Origin of the sequence: Cuneatibacter caecimuris, assembly GCF_004216775.1 — a bacterium.
Classification (GTDB): Bacteria; Bacillota; Clostridia; order Lachnospirales; family Lachnospiraceae; genus Cuneatibacter; species Cuneatibacter caecimuris.
The window spans coordinates 15,685-33,921 of the sequence record NZ_SGXF01000010.1 but is presented as its reverse complement, the minus strand read 5'-3'; the positions used below and the strand labels follow the sequence as shown (position 1 = coordinate 33,921).

Sequence of the window (18,237 nt, the reverse complement as noted above, 5' to 3'; positions counted from 1 at the left end):
ACTATGAGTAACAGCAGTTTGGTGAATTGTACGGTAAAAAGTCCAAACCATAGCGGAGCCAGAACGCATTCAATCGACCGGATCACTCCGCATTGTGTGGTCGGTCAGCTTTCAGCAGAATCTATTGGAGGCTGTTTTGACAGTAGTAACGTACAGGCTTCTTGCAACTATGGAATTGGTAGTGACGGACGTGTGGTTCTTTGCGTGGATGAAGCAAACAGAAGCTGGTGTTCTTCCAGCAATGCGAATGATCAGCGTGCTGTGACGATTGAATGTGCCAGTGATATGACTCATCCGTATGCCATGACTGATGCGGTATATGAAAAGCTGGTTGCTCTGTGTGTTGACATCTGCCGGAGAAATGGTAAGACAAAACTCCTTTGGTTTGGCGACAAAGACAAATCTCTGAACTACAGTCCCAAATCAAACGAGATGATTCTTACGGTTCATCGGTGGTTTGCCAACAAATCTTGTCCTGGGGATTGGCTGTATTCCAGGTTGGGGAATCTTGCGAATCGGGTGACTGCTCAGCTTGGCGGAAGTGCGACTGACAGCGTCCAGAAAACCTACAAAACTGGACTTTACAAAGTCAATGTCGGTGATTTGAATATTCGCAAAGGTCCCGGAACGAATTACGGAACCAATGGAATGATTACTGACCGAGGTACTTACACGATTACCGAAATTCAGAATGGTTACTGGGGCAGGTTGAAATCCGGCGCAGGATGGATCAGCGTTCATGAAGCTTACTGTACCTATAAAGGCGCAGCTTCTTCTGATTCTGGTGGATCAGTAGAGAAGCCTTCTGGAAATTTTCTGGTTCAAGTGGACATTTCCGATCTGTATATCCGTAAAGGTCCCGGAACGAATTACGGAACCAATGGTTTCTGTCCGAAAGGAGTCTACACCATCGTCGAGGTTAAAACTGGCGCTGGTTCTGATGCTGGATGGGGTAAGTTGAAATCTGGAGCAGGATGGATCTCACTGGATTACGCAACTCGAATTTAAAGAGGATACACGATGATAAGTTTCAGACAAAAGGGTGACTTCTCCAAGTTGACACGCTTTCTGGAGAGAGCAAAAGAAGCGGTTCACATCGGAGACCTGGACAAGTTTGGTAAAGAGGGAGTAGCCGCCCTTGCGTCTGCAACACCAGTGGATTCTGGGGAGACGGCGAATTCCTGGTATTACGAAATTGAGAATCGGAAAGGTTCGGTTACAATTTCATTTCATAATTCAAATGTTCAAAATGGAGTTCCAATCGCTGTTATTTTGCAGTATGGACACGGAACTCGAAACGGCGGCTGGGTACAGGGGCGAGATTACATCAATCCTGCTATCCAGCCTATTTTTGACGAAATTGCAAATAACGCATGGAAGGAGGTTACTAAGCTATGAGTAAGACGATTGATGAAAGAGTCGTTGAAATGCGATTCGATAACAAACAGTTTGAGCAGAATGTTCAGACCAGTATATCTTCAATTGAAAAGCTCGAAAAAAGCTTAAACTTAAAAGGTGCCTCCAAAGGATTGGATGACGTTAATGCCGCAGCAAAAAATTGCAATATGACTCCGCTTTCCAATGCGGTCGAAACAGTAAAGATGCGATTTTCGGCGTTGGAAGTCATGGCAGTTACGGCTCTGGCGAACATCACAAATTCAGCGTTAAATGCTGGTAAAAATATTGTTTCTGCACTGACAATCGATCCGATTAAGACTGGATTTCAGGAGTATGAAACACAGATCAATGCAGTTCAGACCATTCTTGCCAATACACAGAGCAAGGGGACAACCATTGACCAGGTAAATGCTGCTCTTGATGAGTTGAACAAATACGCTGATCAGACGATTTACAATTTTACGGAAATGACCCGTAACATTGGTACTTTCACGGCTGCCGGTGTTGACTTGGATAAATCAGTAACGTCAATCAAAGGTATTGCCAACTTAGCAGCAGCTTCGGGTTCTAATGCTTATCAGGCCAGTACCGCCATGTATCAGCTTTCGCAGGCGATTGCAGCGGGCAAGGTTAGTTTGCAAGACTGGAATTCCGTTGTAAATGCTGGAATGGGCGGTCAGCTATTTCAAGATGCCTTAACTCGAACCGCAGAACATTTCGGAACCAACATGGACGCGATGATTGAACAGTATGGTTCATTCAGAGCTTCTCTGACCGAAGGTGGATGGCTGACAACAGAGGTGTTGACCGAAACTCTGACACAGTTGTCTGGAGCTTACTCGGAAGCAGATCTTATCGCTCAGGGATATACGGAAGAACAAGCTAAAGAGATTACAAAACTGGCTCAGACAGCATTGGATGCAGCTACCAAGGTAAAGACATTCACGCAGTTATGGGACACCTTGAAAGAATCTGTTCAGTCTGGTTGGACTCAGAGTTGGGAAATCATCATTGGTGATTTCGAAGAGGCAAAAGAACTTTTAACTGAGGTTAGCAACGCCCTTGGCAACATGGTAAATGCTTCTGCCGAAGCGAGAAATAAGATGTTGCAGGATTGGAAAGATCTTGGCGGACGAACTGCGTTGATTGAAGCAGTAAGGAATGCTTTCGAGGGTGTTTTAAGCATTATAAAGCCAGTTAAAGAAGCGTTTAGAGAAGTCTTTCCGCCGATGACTGGAGAACAGCTTTACAATCTCACTGTAGGATTACAGGAACTAACAGAAAAATTCAAAATGGGCGAAGAAACAGCGAATAACCTGAAGAGAACATTCAAAGGGGTATTCGCTTTATTTGATATTGGACTTCAAGGTGTCAAAGCGCTTGTTGGTGGATTTGCAGATTTGATTGGTTATGTGGCTCCGGCCGGAGATGGAATTCTTGGGTTTACAGCCAGCATTGGAGATTTCATTGTTGGTATTGATGAAGCTATTAAATCGTCTGATGCCTTTAACAAAGCTATCGAAGGAATCGGGAATTTCCTGAAACCAATTGCGGATGGAATAAAGACTTTTGTAAAAACAGTTGCCGATGCGTTCAGCGAGTTTGCGAATGTTGATACCAGTGGTCTCGATAATTTTGCGGATAAGGTACAGACTCGGTTTGAACCGTTTGTAAAATTAGGAGAGTTGGTAAAGAAGGCATTTGAAGGAATTATTGGGATTGTCGAGAAGGTAGCGCCTGTTTTATCGAAGCTGGGTTCCATTGTCGCAAATGCGTTTGGAAACCTTGGAGAAGCAATTCTTACAGCATTTGATACAGCGAGTTTCGATCCGATTTTGGACTTAATCAATACGGGATTGTTTTCTGCAATTCTGATTGGAGTGAAAAAATTCATTGACTCTTTATCGGAGATCACAGAAAATGGCGGCGGAATTCTTGGTTCGTTCAAAGATATTTTGGATGGAGTTAAGGGGAGCCTCGAAGCATGGCAGTCGAGTCTAAAGGCCGGGACTCTTCTGAAAATTGCCGGCGCTATGGCAATCCTGACCGCAGCGATTGTGGCATTGTCTCTGGTTGATTCCGAGAAGCTAAATGCGTCCTTGGGGGCTTTGAGTGTTCTGTTTGTTGAACTGCTTGGTTCAATGGCCATCTTTGAAAAGATAATGAACGGAGCAGCAATCAAAGGAATGGGACAGTTGACCATTGCGATGATTGGGATGTCTACTGCCGTTCTTATTCTTGCAGGCGCAGTTCAGAAACTATCTGGTTTGGATTGGGACGAGCTTCTGAAAGGATTGGTCGGTGTTGCTGGGTTATCTGCTATTCTGGTAGCGTCTGCAACAGCGCTTTCCAAAACATCGAAGGGGCTGATAAAAGGTTCAGCCGGTTTGGTAGTATTTGCGGCAGCGATTCGAGTTCTTGTAGGAGCAGTTGAAGATTTAGGAGCTTTGGATGTGGGCTCTTTGGCTAAAGGTCTAATCGGAGTCGGCGTTCTTTGCACAGAACTGGCGTTGTTCCTGAAGGCTACAGATTTGGATGGAATGGGTGTTCTGAAAGGAACCGGATTGGTTCTTCTTGCAGCGTCCATCAATATTCTGGCGGATGCGGTTAAGGCATTTGGAGATCTGGACACTTCAAACCTGATTCAAGGACTATCTGCGGTTGCCGTGGTTCTTACCGAACTGGCGGTATTCACCAAAGTTACGGCTAACGCGAAGCATGTAGTTTCCACCGCTACAGCGATGACGATTCTTGGAGCAGCCATGCTCGTGTTTGGAGAAGCAGTGAAAAAGATGGGGAACCTGACTTGGGGAGAGATTGGACGAGGTCTTACCACGACGGCCGGTTCTCTGGCGGCCGTGACAGTTGCGATGAATCTACTTCCAAAAGGAATGGTGTCGAAAGCGACTGGAATGGTAGAGGTCGGTGCAGCATTACTCATTATCGGCGAAGCAGTCCGAAATATGGGCGGAATGTCCTGGGATGAAATCGCCAGAGGACTGGTAACCCTTGCAGGTTCCATGACCATTCTTGTTGTGGCACTCAACGCAATGAAAACTGCACTTCCGGGTGCGGCAGCGGTTCTTACCGTGTCCGCTGCATTGGCGATATTTACCCCGGTTCTCAAGTCATTGGGGAATATGTCTTGGGAGAGCATCGCCAAAGGGTTGGTGGCACTGGCAGGTTCTATCACGGTTCTCGGTGTCGCAGGAGTGGCATTAGGGCCATTGACCCCAGCTATTTTAGGACTTTCGGCCGCCATTGCTGTGTTGGGAGTAGGATGTCTGGCCGCAGGTGCTGGCATTCTCGCATTTTCCACTGGACTTTCTGCTTTGGCAGTATCTGGAGCGGCGGGAGCAGCATCTCTAGTAGTGGCAGTATCCAGTATTCTCAGTTTGATTCCGTTGCTGTTCGAATCTATCGGGGAAGGAATCCTTTCTCTTGCTGGAGTAATCGCAAATGGCGGGCCAGCTATTGCCGAGGCATTTACAGTATTGGTTCTTGCCGCAGTCGATGCTTTGGTTACGGCTGTACCAGCAGTTGTGGACGGGCTATTTGTCCTGATCGACAGTGTCCTTTCGGCTCTGGTCGAACACACACCGACCATCGTGGAGCAGTTATTCGATATTCTGATTGGGATTATTCAGGCTATCACAACGAAACTACCGGAATTGATTAAAGCTGGCGTAGAGTTACTGATGGCTTTCTTTGACGGGGTAATCGACGCCTTGAGTGGTCTTGATGTGAATGTACTCATCAAAGGAATCGCTGGAATTGGTTTGCTTTCAGCAATCATGCTTGCTCTTAGTGCAGTGGCATCGTTGGTACCAGGAGCCATGCTTGGCGTTCTCGGGATGGGAGCAGTCATTGCAGAGTTGGCATTGGTTCTGGCGGCTGTCGGTGCCTTGGCTCAGATTCCGGGATTGGAATGGCTTATCGGTGAGGGCGGAAATCTTCTTCAGGGAATTGGTACGGCTATCGGTCAATTTGTTGGTGGAATTGTCGGTGGTTTCATGTCTGGAGTTTCAAGTCAATTCCCTCAAATTGGTTCAGATCTTTCTGCGTTTATGACGAATGTGCAGCCATTTATCGAAGGAGCTACACAGCTTAATCCTTCTATGCTGGACGGCGTAAAAGCATTGGCAGAAACAATTCTTATTCTGACCGCTGCTGATATTTTGAACGGATTGACTTCCTGGATTACAGGAGGATCTTCTCTGAGCGACTTTGCTACTCAACTCGTTCCATTCGGCGAAGCGATGCGAGATTTCTCTATTGCCATTGCTGGTATGGACGGGGAATTGGTGGCAAATGCGGCTACGGCGGGAAGAACACTTGCAGAGATGGCGGCAACCCTTCCGAATTCCGGAGGAGTCATCGGCTTCTTTACGGGTGAGAACGATATGAGTGCTTTCGGAGCCCAGCTTATTCCATTTGGCGAAGCAATGATGGGATTTGCAAATGCCGTAAGAGGACTGGATGCGGATACTGTAACGAATGCTGCCACCGCAGGAAAGGCTATGGCTGAAATGGCAACCACAATTCCGAATTCTGGAGGCGTGGTCGGTTTCTTTGCTGGCGAAAATGACATGGATGCGTTTGGCGAACAGCTTGTACCGTTTGGCGAGGCGATGATGCTGTTCTCTCAGGCGGTAAGAGGTTTGGATGCGAATGTAATCGTGGAATCTGCTACTGCGGGAAAGGCTTTAATCGAATTGGCAAATACCGTTCCGAATAGTGGCGGTGTCGTTGGCTTCTTTACCGGAGAAAACGACATGGATACGTTCGGGGAAAAGCTGGTGCCGTTTGGTAGAGCGATGAAATCCTACTCTGACGCAATTGCAGGCATTGATGTGGAAGCTGTTACAAATTCCGCAACGGCTGGCAAAGCGGTGGTTGAGCTGGCGAATACGTTACCGAATACGGGTGGATTGGTAAGCTGGTTTACCGGAGACAACGATATTGCAGTCTTTGGTACGAGCTTGGTTTCCTTTGGTAAGAGTTTCGCACAATACTCCGACTATATGAAGGATGTGGATGCGAATATCGTTACTACTACAACCAATGCGGCGACATCCATCGTTGAGCTTCAGAAAAGTCTTCCCAAAGAAGGCGGATGGTTCTCCGATGATATGACGCTTGCCAGCTTCGGCAGCGACATGGCTTCATTCGGAGCTCATTTCAGCAATTATTACAACAGCATCAGTGGTATTGATACGACATTGCTATCCGGAGTAATTACCCAGACAAATCGGCTTGTAAGCATGGCAAATGGGATGGTTGGTCTGGATACGAGCGGTATGACTTCTTTCAGTTCCGCACTAACAACGCTCGGTGAAACTGGCGTAACTGGATTTATCAATGCGTTCAATAATGCAGAATCGAAAGTAACAGCCGCGGCTTCAAGTATGTTGTCGTCCTTCATCAATGGTGCAAATGCGAAGAAATCCGAACTGACAACGACATTCACTACGCTGGTTCAGGCTGTGCTGACGGCAATCAATGGAAAACAGGGAGAGTTCCAAACCAGTGGCTCTACACTTATGGTTAAATTTATCGCCGGTGTACGGTCTCAGGACAGCTCTTCCAGAACAACTTTTACCAATATCGTTAGCGGTTGTTTGACGGTAATACGAAATAAGTACGGGGAATTTACGTCAACCGGAACCCAGACGATGGTGAAGCTTATTGCCGGTGTCAGATCGCAGGACAGTAGTGCGAGGCTGGCGTTTACAAACATTATCAGCGCTTGTCTTACGGTGATTAAAAATAAATATGCGGAGTTTACCTCGACTGGTAGAGAGTGCATGGTTAAATTTATCGCCGGTATGAAAAGCAAAGACGGTGAACTCCGAACAGCTTTTACAACTACACTGAGTGGCTCTGTAACCGCCATCAAAGACTATTATAGTCAGTTCAAATCTGCCGGTTCATACTTGGTCGATGGTTTCTGTGATGGTATCAGCGAAAATACTTGGAAAGCGGAAGCAAAAGCAAGAGCTATGGCAGCCGCAGCGGCTGAAGCAGCGGAAGACGAACTGGACGAGCATTCTCCTTCCAAACGCTTTTATGGAATTGGTAACTTTGCAGGAGTCGGCTTCATAAATGCGTTGATCGATAATGTCTCCAAGGCTGGAAAGGCTGGACGGGAAATTGCCAGATCTTCTATTGACGGGCTGAACGACATCATTTCCAGAATTGCAGATTATGTGGACGCAGATATGGATGTTCAGCCTACCATTCGACCGGTTCTTGACCTGTCCGCTGTGGAAGCAGGGACTGGAAGGCTGAATGCTTTGTTTAGCAGAAATCAGGCATTATCTGTCAGCACTGGGATGAATGACCGAGTTTCCGAGATAGAAGTTCAAAATGGAGAAAGTTCTCCTACAGGAAATACCTATCAATTCACGCAAAACAATTATTCGCCTAAGGCTCTGTCGAGAATTGATATTTATCGGCAGACAAAGAATCAATTTTCGGCGATGAAAGGGCTGGTGGGTAACACATGATTAGAGCAGTAACTGTAACTAATTATTTGGGCGAATCAAAAAGATTTGAATTAGCGTTCCCGGAGGAATCCGGGTTCGCCGTTCAATCTATCAGCGGATTGGGACCGAGCAAAGCAGATATTAACACGACAGAAATCTCTACGAATGACGGATCGCTGTATAACTCGGCAAGAGTAAATTCCAGAAATATTGTTATGTCTCTGAAACTGATGTTTAATCCTCAGATTGAAGACACAAGACATGACTCCTACAAATACTTTCCAATAAAGAAGAAAGTAACGCTTCTCATAGAGACAGATAATCGTATTTGTGAGACTTATGGTTATGTGGAATCAAATGAACCAGATATTTTCAGCAGCGATGAGACGACGCAGATTTCCATCGTGTGTCCTGATCCTTATTTTTATTCTGCTGGTCCGGATGGAACTAATACCACTATCTTCTATGGAGTGGAACCTCTGTTTGAGTTCGCTTTTTCGAATGAATCTTTAACCGAGTCCTTGATTGAATTTGGCGAGATTAAGAATGAAACCGAGCAGACGGTATATTACTCCGGTGATGCCGAGATCGGGGTTGTGATTACCATTCATGCCATCGGAAATGTGAGAAATATCACGATTTACAATACCGGGACGAGAGAGGTAATGCGTATTGATACAGATAAATTGGAGCAGCTAACCGGTTCTGGAATGGTTGCCGGCGATGAAATCATTATCTCCACCATTAAAGGGGATAAATCAATTACGCTTCTTCGAAACGGTATCTACACCAATATTTTAAACTGCCTTGATAAAGATTCTGACTGGTTTCAGCTATCCAAAGGCGATAATATTTTCGCTTATGTGGTGGAAGAAGGAACGACCAATGTGCAGTTTAAGATTGAAAACAGAACAGCGTTTGAGGGGGTATAGTTATGGAATTGATTGTTCTGGACACTTCTCTGAAAATGCTTTCTGTGCTTGATACCTTTGAGTCTCTGATATGGACGGAGCGGTATTCTGCCTATGGAGATTTCGAGGTATATACAAGCATTAACGATTCTGTTCTTGAAATCCTGAAAGACGACTACTATCTCTGGCTGAAAGAATCCGACCAGACCATGATTGTCGAGGACAGAAAGATTGAGTCTGATGCCGAAAACGGAAACCACTTTACGGTCACTGGAAGGTCATTGGAATCCATTCTGGAGCGCCGCATTATTTGGAAGCAAACGATTCTGAGCGGAAACTTTCAAAATGGAATCAAAAAGCTGCTGGATGAGAATATCATCAATCCTTCCGATGCTTCCCGAAAGGTAGAAGGACTGATATTCGAGGCATCCACGGACCCGGCGATTACCGGACTGACGGTAGATGCACAGTTTACCGGAGACAATCTGTATGATGCCATTAAAAAGCTGTGCGATTCCAAGAATGTCGGTTTCCGAATCAAGCTGTCCGATGATAACAAGTTCGTCTTTAAGCTCTATGCAGGCGCAGATCGTTCTTACGACCAGTTTACGAATCCATATGTCATCTTTTCTCCAAAATTTGAGAATGTAATCAATACCAATTATCTGGAATCAAAGAAGACTTTGAAAACAGTTACTTTGGTTGCCGGAGAGGGGGAAGGAGCCGATCGGAGGACTACAACCGTGGCTTGTGCATCTGGTGCCGGAACAGGTTTGAATCGAAGGGAGCTTTATACGGATGCTAGGGATGTTTCTTCGACCGTGGATAATGAAACCTTGACGGACACTGAGTATAATGCACAGCTTTCTCAAAGAGGTTTAGAGAATCTGGCTGAGAACATCGCAACCAAATCCTTTGAGGGAAAGGTTGAATCAACGAGGATGTACCGATATGGAGAGGATTTCTTCTTAGGCGATATGGTACAGATTGTGAATGAATACGGAATTGAGGGGAAAGCTCGGGTAACGGAATTCATTCGCTCTCAGAGCAAAGAAGGACTCGACTCGTATCCGACATTCGTTACCGTAGAATAGCAGGAAAGGGGTGAAGAAAAATGAGTGTCACTTATGGGTTCTATAACTCAAAGAATAAAGACCGGAGATACGATGCCATTCAAATGTCAAGCATTTTTGACGGGATCATACGTGACGGCATTTTGCAGCATGTTGGGACTGCTATGATGGTGAAAGAGTCTACTGGCATGATGGTGAATGTCGGAATTGGCCGAGCTTGGTTTAATCATACATGGACGTTGAATGACGCCTTGCTTCCTTTGACCGTACCACAATCGGAAGTGATTCTAAATCGGATTGATGCAGTTGTTTTGGAAGTAGATGCTCGTGAATCTGTTCGTGCAAATGCGATTAAAATCATCAAAGGTACGCCAGCTACTAATCCAGCAAAACCAACAATGATTAGCACGACCGACCGTTGGCAGTATCCATTGGCCTATATTCGGGTAAATTCTGGCGTTACATCCATCCGTCAGGCGAATATCACCAATGCTGTTGGTACATCGGAGTGTCCGTTCGTAACAGCTCCACTGGAGAAAATGTCCATTGACGCCTTGGTTGCTCAGTGGAAAGACCAGTGGGATGCATTTTATGAAAAAGAGACATCTGATATGGAAGCGACAAATGCTTTCTGGAAAGACCAGTGGTCAAAATGGTTCAGCACCCAGTCGGAAGAAATCCAGAAATCTTATCTGGCATGGGAAAAACAATGGAACGATTGGTATGCTGCTCAAACGGCAGATATGCAGGAAACAAGTGCTTACTGGAAACAGTTATGGGCGACCTGGTTTAACGAGTACACAAACAATAATACATCTGAAATGGCTGCATGGAGAGAAAATGCTCAGGCATTGTTTGATGAGTGGTTCCAGCAGTTGAAGGATACTCTTTCGGAGGATGTAGAAGCAAATCTGGCAAACCAGATATTAGAGTTACAAAAAAGGACATCAATTCTTGAAGAAATTGTAGAGGGGATTCGGACGGAATTCACCGTATACAACAATCTTTATGACAATGGATACGAGAACTACGATAATCTTCTCGATTCATCAGAAGGAACTATCATTGACAGTAACGTGGACCCGATTGTGGCGCGTGCATATTCCAGCTCCTTAATTCTGGATAGCAACGGGCAGCCAATTGATGGCCGCGTTATTTTTTGTATTAGGTAAAAGGAGGACATATCGAGATGAAAATTACGGATTATCAGAAGGTCCAGACGCTAGATGAAAGCAACATCGTCTTAATTGATGGTAACAATGGAACCAAAACAATTATGGTGACTGATTTTATTAAATCTTTGATCGGACTTACCAGTTCTCAGGATTTTATTTCTGGCGTCAATCTGTCGGAACTTACGCAAATCAATACGTTGTCTGCGGATGATAAATTATTGATTGGCACCGCAGCAGGGAACAAAGCGATTGGTGCGGACGATGCACTCTTTGCAATTCTGGACGCTTTTGTTCCGAAGGAGCAGCGCCGGATGATTTACAGAGGAAAAAATCTGGGGAGCGTTATTACAGAAGACCAGAAGGCAAATATCAAGAACGGAACCTTCAAAGGATTTTTCCTTGGAGATTACTGGTCTATCGGCAGCTATACATGGAGAATCGTGGATTTCGATTACTGGTATAATTGCGGCGATACGGTTTTCACCAAGCCCCATCTGGTTATCATGCCGGATAAACCTCTTTACAACGCACAGATGAACGAGACAAACATTACAACTGGTGGCTATGTTGGTTCTAAAATGTATAAGGAGAATCTGAGTCAGGCGAAAACTCTGGCAGCGAGTGCCTTCGGCAATCTGATTCTTACGCATCGTGAACATTTGACAAATGCTGTAACGAATGGATATCCGTCTGGCGGCTCGTGGTATGATTCGACCTTGGAACTTCCTAATGAGATTATGATGTACGGTTCACATGTTTTTGCTCCGTCTGGAAATGGAACAATTATTCCGAATAGATACACCATTAGTAAAACCCAGCTTGCTCTGTTTTCAGTCGTTCCGAAGCTGATTTCCAATCGCGCAACGTTCTGGCTCAGAGACGTCGTTTCTTCGGCTTATTTCGCTATTGTGGGCGGCGTTGGCTATACGGGCTCCTACGGCGCTTCGGGCTCTCGTGGAGTTCGTCCGGTCTTCGCTATTGGTTAGTCTGAATCCGGGGGGCCCTGTGCCCCCACGAAAACCGTACGCAGGTGACAACAATCTGTGCTATAAAATAAGAAGAATCTAAATGAAAGGTGTGAATCAAAATGGATGATAAGATTTATAAGATTACTCTGTCCGATGAAACTGTTCTTGATAATTTGAGGTTGAACGGTAATAACTTTATATCTTCATCGGAAATCGATGAGTCCGTTTTTGACGGAAATTGTTCGATCGTAACAATCAACGATGGTGAAAAGGATGAAGTTCACATGAACATGGAACTTGTCCAGATTATCAAGGTCAATGACAAATATTGGTTTGTCTTGCGGGATGTTCCAGAAACCGAGCTGGCCTTTGTTAAAATGCAGTCGGATATCGAATATGTTGCCATGATATCTGAAATCGAACTATAAAAGGAGGAAACAGTTATGGAACATAGCAAGAATTACGGCAAGGTAAAACGCTACTACAATTTGGGTATGTGGAATGAAGTACGGGTTCGGAATGCAGTGAAAAAGAACTGGATTACGGAAGAAGAATTCAAAGAGATCACAGACAAGGATTATGCATGAGTGTCCTTGTGAGTGACCGGACTGAATCCAAATTTGAAGCGATTACATATTCCATTGAATTGCATGATATGTTGATTGACCTTATGCAGCGTAGTTTCGGAGTGAAAGATTTGGATCAGCTTGTTCGGGTAAGATATGCTCACGGAAAGGATGCAACAGAAGATTTTTCAAGGTATAGATATTTAATGCTGAATTATAAAAATCGAATTGACCAGTTGGCTTCTATGCTGACTAGCAATGTCCGAGCGGCTAATTCTATCTATCCGACTACGCTGCACGAATATGAGCAAAGAAGAGATTATCAGAATACAGCCATAGTAAACTGCGAGCAGCTTTTGAAAGAGTTGCAACGAATAGTTGAGATATTCGAAGTGGACGTTAATCTCTACAGTCGCTATGTTAAAGCTATCGACCGAGAAATCGGATTGATAAAGAAGTGGCGTCAACGAGATAACCGAATCAAGTCACAGTTAAAAGGGTAATGTCTAATTATGCGTCGTTTCTTCGGCTAATTTCGCTAATGTGAACAACAATGGCAATACGAACTACAACAACGCTTCGAACTCTAATGGAGTTCGTCCGGATTCTCTGCTTAACCAACAGAGAAGGAGGCATTGTCCTTTCCGAATGGATAAATAGCAAAGCCGGACGCAATTTACTACGGTAAGTATTGCTATCACGGTGAATGATTTATGAACTATGAGGAGATTATCTGTGACGCCAACAATTTGTATAGAGCTTACAAGGTTTCTGTCAAAACCAGCAAGTGGAAGGAAACAACGCAGAAATTCATGATGAATTTTCTTCGGTATATCTTTTCCATTCAAGACGACCTGATGAATCGGACTCTTCAAAATGGACCGACACAGGAATTCACGCTGTTTGAGAGAGGCCGAGTAAGACCTATTACAAGTATTCAAATTCGGGATCGCATTATTCGGCATGTTTTGTGCGATGAAGTCTTGCTTCCCGAAGTGAAGAAGCATATTATCTATGACAATTGTGCTTCGATTAAAGGAAGAGGTATCTCTCATCAGCGGGACAGGTTCGAAGTTCATCTCCGTAAATACTATCGGTTGTATGGAAATGAAGGATGGATATTGTTCGGAGACTTTTCCAAGTTTTACGATAATATCATTCATGAAATTGCCAAACGGGAATTGTTAAAGCTGTTCGATGATGACGAATTCATTGACTGGTTGCTAACACAGATTTTTGACGGATTTAAAATCGATGTTTCTTACATGACGGACGAGGAATATGCCACATGTATGTCTGACACTTTCAACAAGTTAGATTATAGGAACATTCCAGAGTCAAAGCTGACAGGCGAAAAGTGGATGGAGAAGTCGGTTAATATTGGAGACCAGCTATCACAAGTCATCGGGATTTATTATCCGTATCGGATTGATAATTACGTCAAATATGTAAGAAGCCAGAAGTTTTATGGAAGATACATGGATGACTGGTATATCATGAATCCGAGTAAAGAAGAACTCTTTGATCTGCTAGATCATATTCATCAAATTGCAGAAGAATATGGAATCCATATCAATAAGAAGAAAACTCGAATTGTGAAGATTTCCAGCACGTACAAATTTCTGCAAATAAAATACAGTTTAACAGATTCCGGAAAGGTAATTAAGCGAATCAATCCGAAGCGGGTTACTACGATGCGCAGAAAGCTCAAGAAACTCGCCGTCAAAGTGAAAAACGAGGAGATAACGTATGAAAATGTAGAGAATATGTTTCGGGGCTGGATGGGAAGCTTTTACAAACTTTTGTCGAAGGAACAAAGAAAAAATTTGATAGGTCTCTATGAAGATTTATTTGAAAAGTCGATTACAATCATCAGCAAAAGGATGATCATAACCGATAAAATCAAATAGTTATGGAGGATACTAAAATGGAACCATGGTTTCAAATGGTGGTGACGATTGTGTGTGCAGTCGTCGCCTCTTCTGGTTTTTGGGCGTATATCCAGAAGAAAAGTGAGAAAAAAGATGTGAGGACGCAGATGCTGATTGGTCTTGCTCACGATAGAATTATCTATCTGGGAATGTCCTACATCGAGCGGGGATGGATCACGCAGGACGAATATGAAAATCTGCACGATTATCTCTACAAGCCCTATGAAGAGATGGGCGGAAATGGCTCAGCTAAGAAAGTCATGCAGGAGATCAATAAGTTGCCTATTCACAAATCAACCTATATTCAAGAAAATCAGTAGGAGGAATTAAAATGATGGAACAGATTATGAACTATGTGCAGCCTGAGTTAATCGTTGTGGCGATTGTCCTTTACTTCTGCGGTATGGGTCTGAAGCAGACTCAGGCAATCAAGGACAAGTATATTCCGTTGATCCTCGGTGTCGGCGGCATCGTCCTTTGCGGAATCTGGGTTTTGGCCACTTCTCCATTAGGGAGTGGTCAGGAGATTGCAATGGCTATATTTATCGCAATTGTTCAGGGAATTTTAATGGCCGGTCTCAGTACCTATGTAAATCAGATCATTAAGCAGGCAAATAAAGATGAGTAGCAAGCGGACAGAGCGTGAAACCGTTCTTTTTTTTATTTCCAAAAGAGAGGATGAGAGAATATGGCTATTAACAAAGTAATCTATGGTGGAGAGACACTGATCGACCTGACCGGCGATACCGTAACCGCTGATAAGATTCTTTCCGGCTTTACCGCCCATGACAAAGGAGGGGAGCCGATCACAGGTACTTGTGAATATGACGTAGATTCTTCTGATGCAACAGCCGCTGTTGCTGAAATTCTTCAGGGAAAGACCGCGTATGTACGAGGTCAGAAACTGACGGGAACCATGAAGAATAACGGAGCTGTGACAGGTACAATTTCTTCAAAGGATGAAGAGTACACCATTCCGCAGGGACATCACGATGGTTCTGGTAAAGTTGGGATTTCGGCAGCAGAAAAAGAGAAAATCATTCCGGATAATATTCGAGAGGGTATTACTCTGCTTGGTGTAGAAGGTTCTATGTCAGGTACGGAAGATGCCAAACCACAGGCAAAGACAGTTACACCTTCTACAAAGGAGCAGACAGTGCTTCCGAATTCTGAGGAAGGATATAACTACTTATCGCAGGTTACAGTCAAAGCAATCCCATATAACGAAAGCGAGAATCCCGCTGGAGGTACTACGGTAACTATCGGGTAGGAGGGAGGCTTAAATGGCTACAAATAAAGTCGTTTACAGCGGCAGAACCCTCATAGATTTGACTGGGGATACTGTGACAGAAGAAACTCTGCTAAGAGGTTATACGGCTCACAGAGCAGACGGGACGCAGATTGTGGGAACAGCATTTGCCGATTATCCGGAGCGATATTCGTTTCTTGACCCTCTTCAGGATTCAAATGGAGAAAAGATCCTTGATAATTCGAATAATGTACTACAGGGTGAAACGGTGTATAAAAAGGTGTAGAAATGTCGTTTACTTCTTGAATATTCCTATACTTTTGATAAAAGAATGGCTAAAAATCAAGGTTTCCTGTTTCTGTGGAAGAGGCTGCTAAGGAAGGAAAGTTCTGAGAAAAATTTTAGAAAAAGAGCAAAAATTACCGCACCGGCCTGATATGGCTGGTGCGGATTTTTTATATCTTGCGGCGTTATACAGAATTTATCTGTGTTCCTGTATTGCCTGGATTTCACCTGTAGCGGCATGGATGTAGTAATCATATCTGGAGAGATCGGATTCCGTTTTTAAGACTACCTTCCACACAGGGACATGGCGATGCGAAAGAATATCCTGCAGTAATGCGTCTTCTCCCTGAGAGGGCTCTTTTGCGTAAATCAATTCCATACTTTCTATTTCAAATGTGGTTCCTTTCGTGAGTGCCTGGGACAGGAGGTTCAACGCTGTACGGGGAGAGAGTATGCTAGCGATCGTCTGATCCCTCAGCTCTGTCCGGCAGACACGCATACAGTCCACAGAGCAGTCCAAATTGCCGGATTCTATCATCATGCCGCCATAAAAACAATCGAAAGGGATTCCCTGGTAAACCTTTCTTGCATAGAGTTTATATGCATTTACATCATCAATTATGGAGCATACCAGTACTCTATAGACTTCATATGTAATGTCTGGATTGGGGTTTTCGTAGAATAGTCCACATTAATTTCTGGGTATAAAAATCTCAATTGCTTTTTGTATGCTGACCACTTCTGTTTCTAATTTCAACGATAGATCAGGTATCCCGTTGCGAAGATCATAGTACTCACCCGAATATGCAGCGATGCCTGGATGGGGCATGATTGAAACCAAATCTGAAAAGGTTTGATGCGCGGCGAACCTGTGGAATAATTCCATCCCCGCCGCCCATACTATTCCCGAGGTGATTTCATGGACAAAAAAGAGCAGGAAAAATTAAACAGAAAAAAGAGCAACGAGAAGTACAACAGCATTACACAGAAGGTAAAACCGGAAAACCAGAACCAGTCTCACAATGTGAGATCTGAGGCAGTGGAACCAAAGATCAGACAGGTATAATAACATTTAAAAATGCCGCAGGCCAGCGACAGGAGAGGAAGCGGGCCTGCGGTATTTTCCGGATTTGGAAAATTAGTAGAGATTATCACATTTTTGTGGTATAATTAACGCGGATTTTTATATTCAGGAAATTGACTTTTGAACGGAGACGAAATGCTGTGCAGCACTTTTATGGTCTGCCCGATAATATCATCCTTCGGGATATGTTAAAGTCCGACCTTGAGGACTATGTACATTGGTTTACTTCTGAAACTGAGTGGGTGAATACAGATGCTCCGTGGGGGCCTATGGAATCGGATACAGACATATTGGCTGGGTAAGCCCCTATTCCATTGACGAGAACTATGAATGGATTGGCGTTCGTTTAAAAAACAGGAGGATTTATGGGAAGAATTGTAGCGATTGCCGGCGGCGATTTGCTGTCCACCCGGCAGTTAAACGCTTACACCATTAAATTGAGCAACAAAAGGACTCCTAATGTCCTTTTTATAGGTACTGCCAGTCACGATGCAGAAGGATATATCGAATCAATCACGAAAGAATATGCATTTCTTGGCTGTAATGTAAAAAGCCTTTGTTTGATGACTGATTCTTATAGCGGGCATGAAATAGATACCCTTTTGTCGTGGGCAGACATCGTTTATGTTGGCGGCGGAGACACTGTTTTTATGATGCAGACGTGGAAAAAGTTTGCTTTAGATGAGAAGCTGAAAAGAATATATGAGCAGGATTTGGCAGTATTAACCGGCATTAGTGCAGGTGCGGTTTGTTGGTTTAACTGCGGTTACAGCGATAGTGAGTCTTTTCAAAACGGAGAAAACTGGAATTATTGTTGGGCAAATGATATGCTGGATATTTTTCACATGGCATATTGCCCCCACTACAATGAAGAAGGACGGGATACCTTTGACACAATGCTGGTGCAAAAGGATATGATTGGTTTGGCAATGGAGAACAACACAGCGTTTGTATGCCACTGCGGTAATCAGTATTTTATCAGAAGCACTCCTGCTGCAAACGCATTTTTCGTCCAATATAAGGATGGAATGATTGAAAAACAGGGAGTAACCTTTGAGGATATATAAGGGAGAAAGCTGATGTAAAATGGAAGGGGATTAAGATTCCAG

Annotated in this window: 18 protein-coding genes; 17 read left to right on the top strand and 1 reads right to left on the bottom strand. The window is 44.1% G+C overall.

Features of this window, described 5'->3' with window-relative positions:
• Window positions 1-3 precede the first annotated feature (3 nt).
• The 15 genes from EV209_RS15595 to EV209_RS15525 all read left to right on the top strand — a co-directional run bounded on the left by EV209_RS15595 (window position 4) and on the right by EV209_RS15525 (window position 16,045).
• Window positions 4-1,008 carry an N-acetylmuramoyl-L-alanine amidase gene (locus EV209_RS15595; RefSeq protein WP_130436395.1) on the top strand — a complete coding sequence of 335 codons (1,005 nt, stop codon included), beginning with the start codon at window positions 4-6 and terminating at the stop codon, window positions 1,006-1,008.
• A 12-nt stretch (window positions 1,009-1,020) separates the two neighbouring features.
• Window positions 1,021-1,398: an HK97 gp10 family phage protein gene (locus tag EV209_RS15590; RefSeq protein ID WP_006780988.1), complete on the top strand. Its 378-nt coding sequence runs from the start codon at window positions 1,021-1,023 to the stop codon at window positions 1,396-1,398.
• Window positions 1,395-7,907 (top strand): tape measure protein, encoded by a 6,513-nt coding sequence (locus EV209_RS15585; protein ID WP_130436394.1) that lies wholly within the window; start codon window positions 1,395-1,397, stop codon window positions 7,905-7,907. The genes EV209_RS15590 and EV209_RS15585 overlap by 4 nt, the downstream gene beginning before the upstream one ends.
• The gene (locus EV209_RS15580) at window positions 7,904-8,818 is read left to right on the top strand and encodes a phage distal tail protein (protein WP_006780986.1); all 915 of its coding nucleotides are present in this window, start codon (window positions 7,904-7,906) and stop codon (window positions 8,816-8,818) included. The genes EV209_RS15585 and EV209_RS15580 overlap by 4 nt, the downstream gene beginning before the upstream one ends.
• 2 nt (window positions 8,819-8,820) lie before the next feature.
• Entirely contained in the window at window positions 8,821-9,891 is a 1,071-nt protein-coding gene (locus EV209_RS15575; protein ID WP_054346258.1) for a siphovirus ReqiPepy6 Gp37-like family protein, read from the top strand.
• A 20-nt stretch (window positions 9,892-9,911) separates the two neighbouring features.
• On the top strand, window positions 9,912-11,042 hold the full coding sequence (locus EV209_RS15570; RefSeq protein WP_130436393.1) for a hypothetical protein: 1,131 nt from the start codon (window positions 9,912-9,914) through the stop codon (window positions 11,040-11,042).
• Between the two features lie 17 nt (window positions 11,043-11,059).
• Window positions 11,060-12,031: a hypothetical protein gene (locus tag EV209_RS15565; protein WP_130436392.1), complete on the top strand. Its 972-nt coding sequence runs from the start codon at window positions 11,060-11,062 to the stop codon at window positions 12,029-12,031.
• 101 nt (window positions 12,032-12,132) lie between these two features.
• On the top strand, window positions 12,133-12,441 hold the full coding sequence (locus EV209_RS15560) for a hypothetical protein (RefSeq protein WP_130436391.1): 309 nt from the start codon (window positions 12,133-12,135) through the stop codon (window positions 12,439-12,441).
• Window positions 12,442-12,456: 15 nt separating this feature from the next.
• Window positions 12,457-12,600 (top strand): XkdX family protein, encoded by a 144-nt coding sequence (locus EV209_RS15555; RefSeq protein WP_006780981.1) that lies wholly within the window; start codon window positions 12,457-12,459, stop codon window positions 12,598-12,600.
• 8 nt (window positions 12,601-12,608) lie between these two features.
• Complete coding sequence (locus EV209_RS15550; protein WP_227072432.1) at window positions 12,609-13,082, top strand: hypothetical protein; 474 nt, start codon at window positions 12,609-12,611, stop codon at window positions 13,080-13,082.
• 210 nt (window positions 13,083-13,292) lie between these two features.
• Window positions 13,293-14,489 (top strand): reverse transcriptase domain-containing protein, encoded by a 1,197-nt coding sequence (locus EV209_RS15545; RefSeq protein ID WP_054346262.1) that lies wholly within the window; start codon window positions 13,293-13,295, stop codon window positions 14,487-14,489.
• 17 nt (window positions 14,490-14,506) lie between these two features.
• Window positions 14,507-14,830: a hypothetical protein gene (locus EV209_RS15540; protein WP_006780978.1), complete on the top strand. Its 324-nt coding sequence runs from the start codon at window positions 14,507-14,509 to the stop codon at window positions 14,828-14,830.
• A gap of 11 nt (window positions 14,831-14,841) precedes the next feature.
• A complete protein-coding gene (locus EV209_RS15535) occupies window positions 14,842-15,138 on the top strand; it encodes a phage holin family protein (RefSeq protein WP_007868689.1) in 297 nt (98 codons plus the stop codon).
• 60 nt (window positions 15,139-15,198) lie between these two features.
• Window positions 15,199-15,780 (top strand): hypothetical protein, encoded by a 582-nt coding sequence (locus EV209_RS15530; RefSeq protein ID WP_007868688.1) that lies wholly within the window; start codon window positions 15,199-15,201, stop codon window positions 15,778-15,780.
• 13 nt (window positions 15,781-15,793) lie between these two features.
• On the top strand, window positions 15,794-16,045 hold the full coding sequence (locus tag EV209_RS15525; RefSeq protein ID WP_006780975.1) for a hypothetical protein: 252 nt from the start codon (window positions 15,794-15,796) through the stop codon (window positions 16,043-16,045).
• A 195-nt stretch (window positions 16,046-16,240) separates the two neighbouring features.
• Here the strand turns inward: EV209_RS15525 and EV209_RS15520 are convergent, their stop codons facing one another.
• Entirely contained in the window at window positions 16,241-16,585 is a 345-nt protein-coding gene (locus EV209_RS15520; RefSeq protein WP_130436390.1) for a two-component system regulatory protein YycI, read from the bottom strand.
• A gap of 378 nt (window positions 16,586-16,963) precedes the next feature.
• Between EV209_RS15520 and EV209_RS16415 the strand changes: the two genes are divergently transcribed.
• Both EV209_RS16415 and EV209_RS15515 read left to right on the top strand, forming a co-directional pair.
• Complete coding sequence (locus EV209_RS16415) at window positions 16,964-17,110, top strand: hypothetical protein (protein WP_165388957.1); 147 nt, start codon at window positions 16,964-16,966, stop codon at window positions 17,108-17,110.
• A 383-nt stretch (window positions 17,111-17,493) separates the two neighbouring features.
• Window positions 17,494-18,195 carry a Type 1 glutamine amidotransferase-like domain-containing protein gene (locus EV209_RS15515; RefSeq protein WP_130436389.1) on the top strand — a complete coding sequence of 234 codons (702 nt, stop codon included), beginning with the start codon at window positions 17,494-17,496 and terminating at the stop codon, window positions 18,193-18,195.
• The last annotated feature ends 42 nt before the right edge of the window (window positions 18,196-18,237 follow it).

Excerpts from the sequence above, each read along its gene's own strand:
- EV209_RS15595 (WP_130436395.1), top strand. The coding sequence starts at position 4 with ATGAGTAACAGCAGTTTGGTGAATTGTACGGTAAAAAGTCCAAACCAT.
- EV209_RS15590 (WP_006780988.1), top strand. The coding sequence starts at position 1,021 with ATGATAAGTTTCAGACAAAAGGGTGACTTCTCCAAGTTGACACGCTTT.
- EV209_RS15585 (WP_130436394.1), top strand. The coding sequence starts at position 1,395 with ATGAGTAAGACGATTGATGAAAGAGTCGTTGAAATGCGATTCGATAAC.
- EV209_RS15580 (WP_006780986.1), top strand. The coding sequence starts at position 7,904 with ATGATTAGAGCAGTAACTGTAACTAATTATTTGGGCGAATCAAAAAGA.
- EV209_RS15575 (WP_054346258.1), top strand. The coding sequence starts at position 8,821 with ATGGAATTGATTGTTCTGGACACTTCTCTGAAAATGCTTTCTGTGCTT.
- EV209_RS15570 (WP_130436393.1), top strand. The coding sequence starts at position 9,912 with ATGAGTGTCACTTATGGGTTCTATAACTCAAAGAATAAAGACCGGAGA.
- EV209_RS15565 (WP_130436392.1), top strand. The coding sequence starts at position 11,060 with ATGAAAATTACGGATTATCAGAAGGTCCAGACGCTAGATGAAAGCAAC.
- EV209_RS15560 (WP_130436391.1), top strand. The coding sequence starts at position 12,133 with ATGGATGATAAGATTTATAAGATTACTCTGTCCGATGAAACTGTTCTT.
- EV209_RS15555 (WP_006780981.1), top strand. The coding sequence starts at position 12,457 with ATGGAACATAGCAAGAATTACGGCAAGGTAAAACGCTACTACAATTTG.
- EV209_RS15545 (WP_054346262.1), top strand. The coding sequence starts at position 13,293 with ATGAACTATGAGGAGATTATCTGTGACGCCAACAATTTGTATAGAGCT.
- EV209_RS15540 (WP_006780978.1), top strand. The coding sequence starts at position 14,507 with ATGGAACCATGGTTTCAAATGGTGGTGACGATTGTGTGTGCAGTCGTC.
- EV209_RS15535 (WP_007868689.1), top strand. The coding sequence starts at position 14,842 with ATGATGGAACAGATTATGAACTATGTGCAGCCTGAGTTAATCGTTGTG.
- EV209_RS15530 (WP_007868688.1), top strand. The coding sequence starts at position 15,199 with ATGGCTATTAACAAAGTAATCTATGGTGGAGAGACACTGATCGACCTG.
- EV209_RS15525 (WP_006780975.1), top strand. The coding sequence starts at position 15,794 with ATGGCTACAAATAAAGTCGTTTACAGCGGCAGAACCCTCATAGATTTG.
- EV209_RS15520 (WP_130436390.1), bottom strand. The coding sequence starts at position 16,585 with ATGATGATAGAATCCGGCAATTTGGACTGCTCTGTGGACTGTATGCGT.
- EV209_RS16415 (WP_165388957.1), top strand. The coding sequence starts at position 16,964 with ATGGACAAAAAAGAGCAGGAAAAATTAAACAGAAAAAAGAGCAACGAG.
- EV209_RS15515 (WP_130436389.1), top strand. The coding sequence starts at position 17,494 with ATGGGAAGAATTGTAGCGATTGCCGGCGGCGATTTGCTGTCCACCCGG.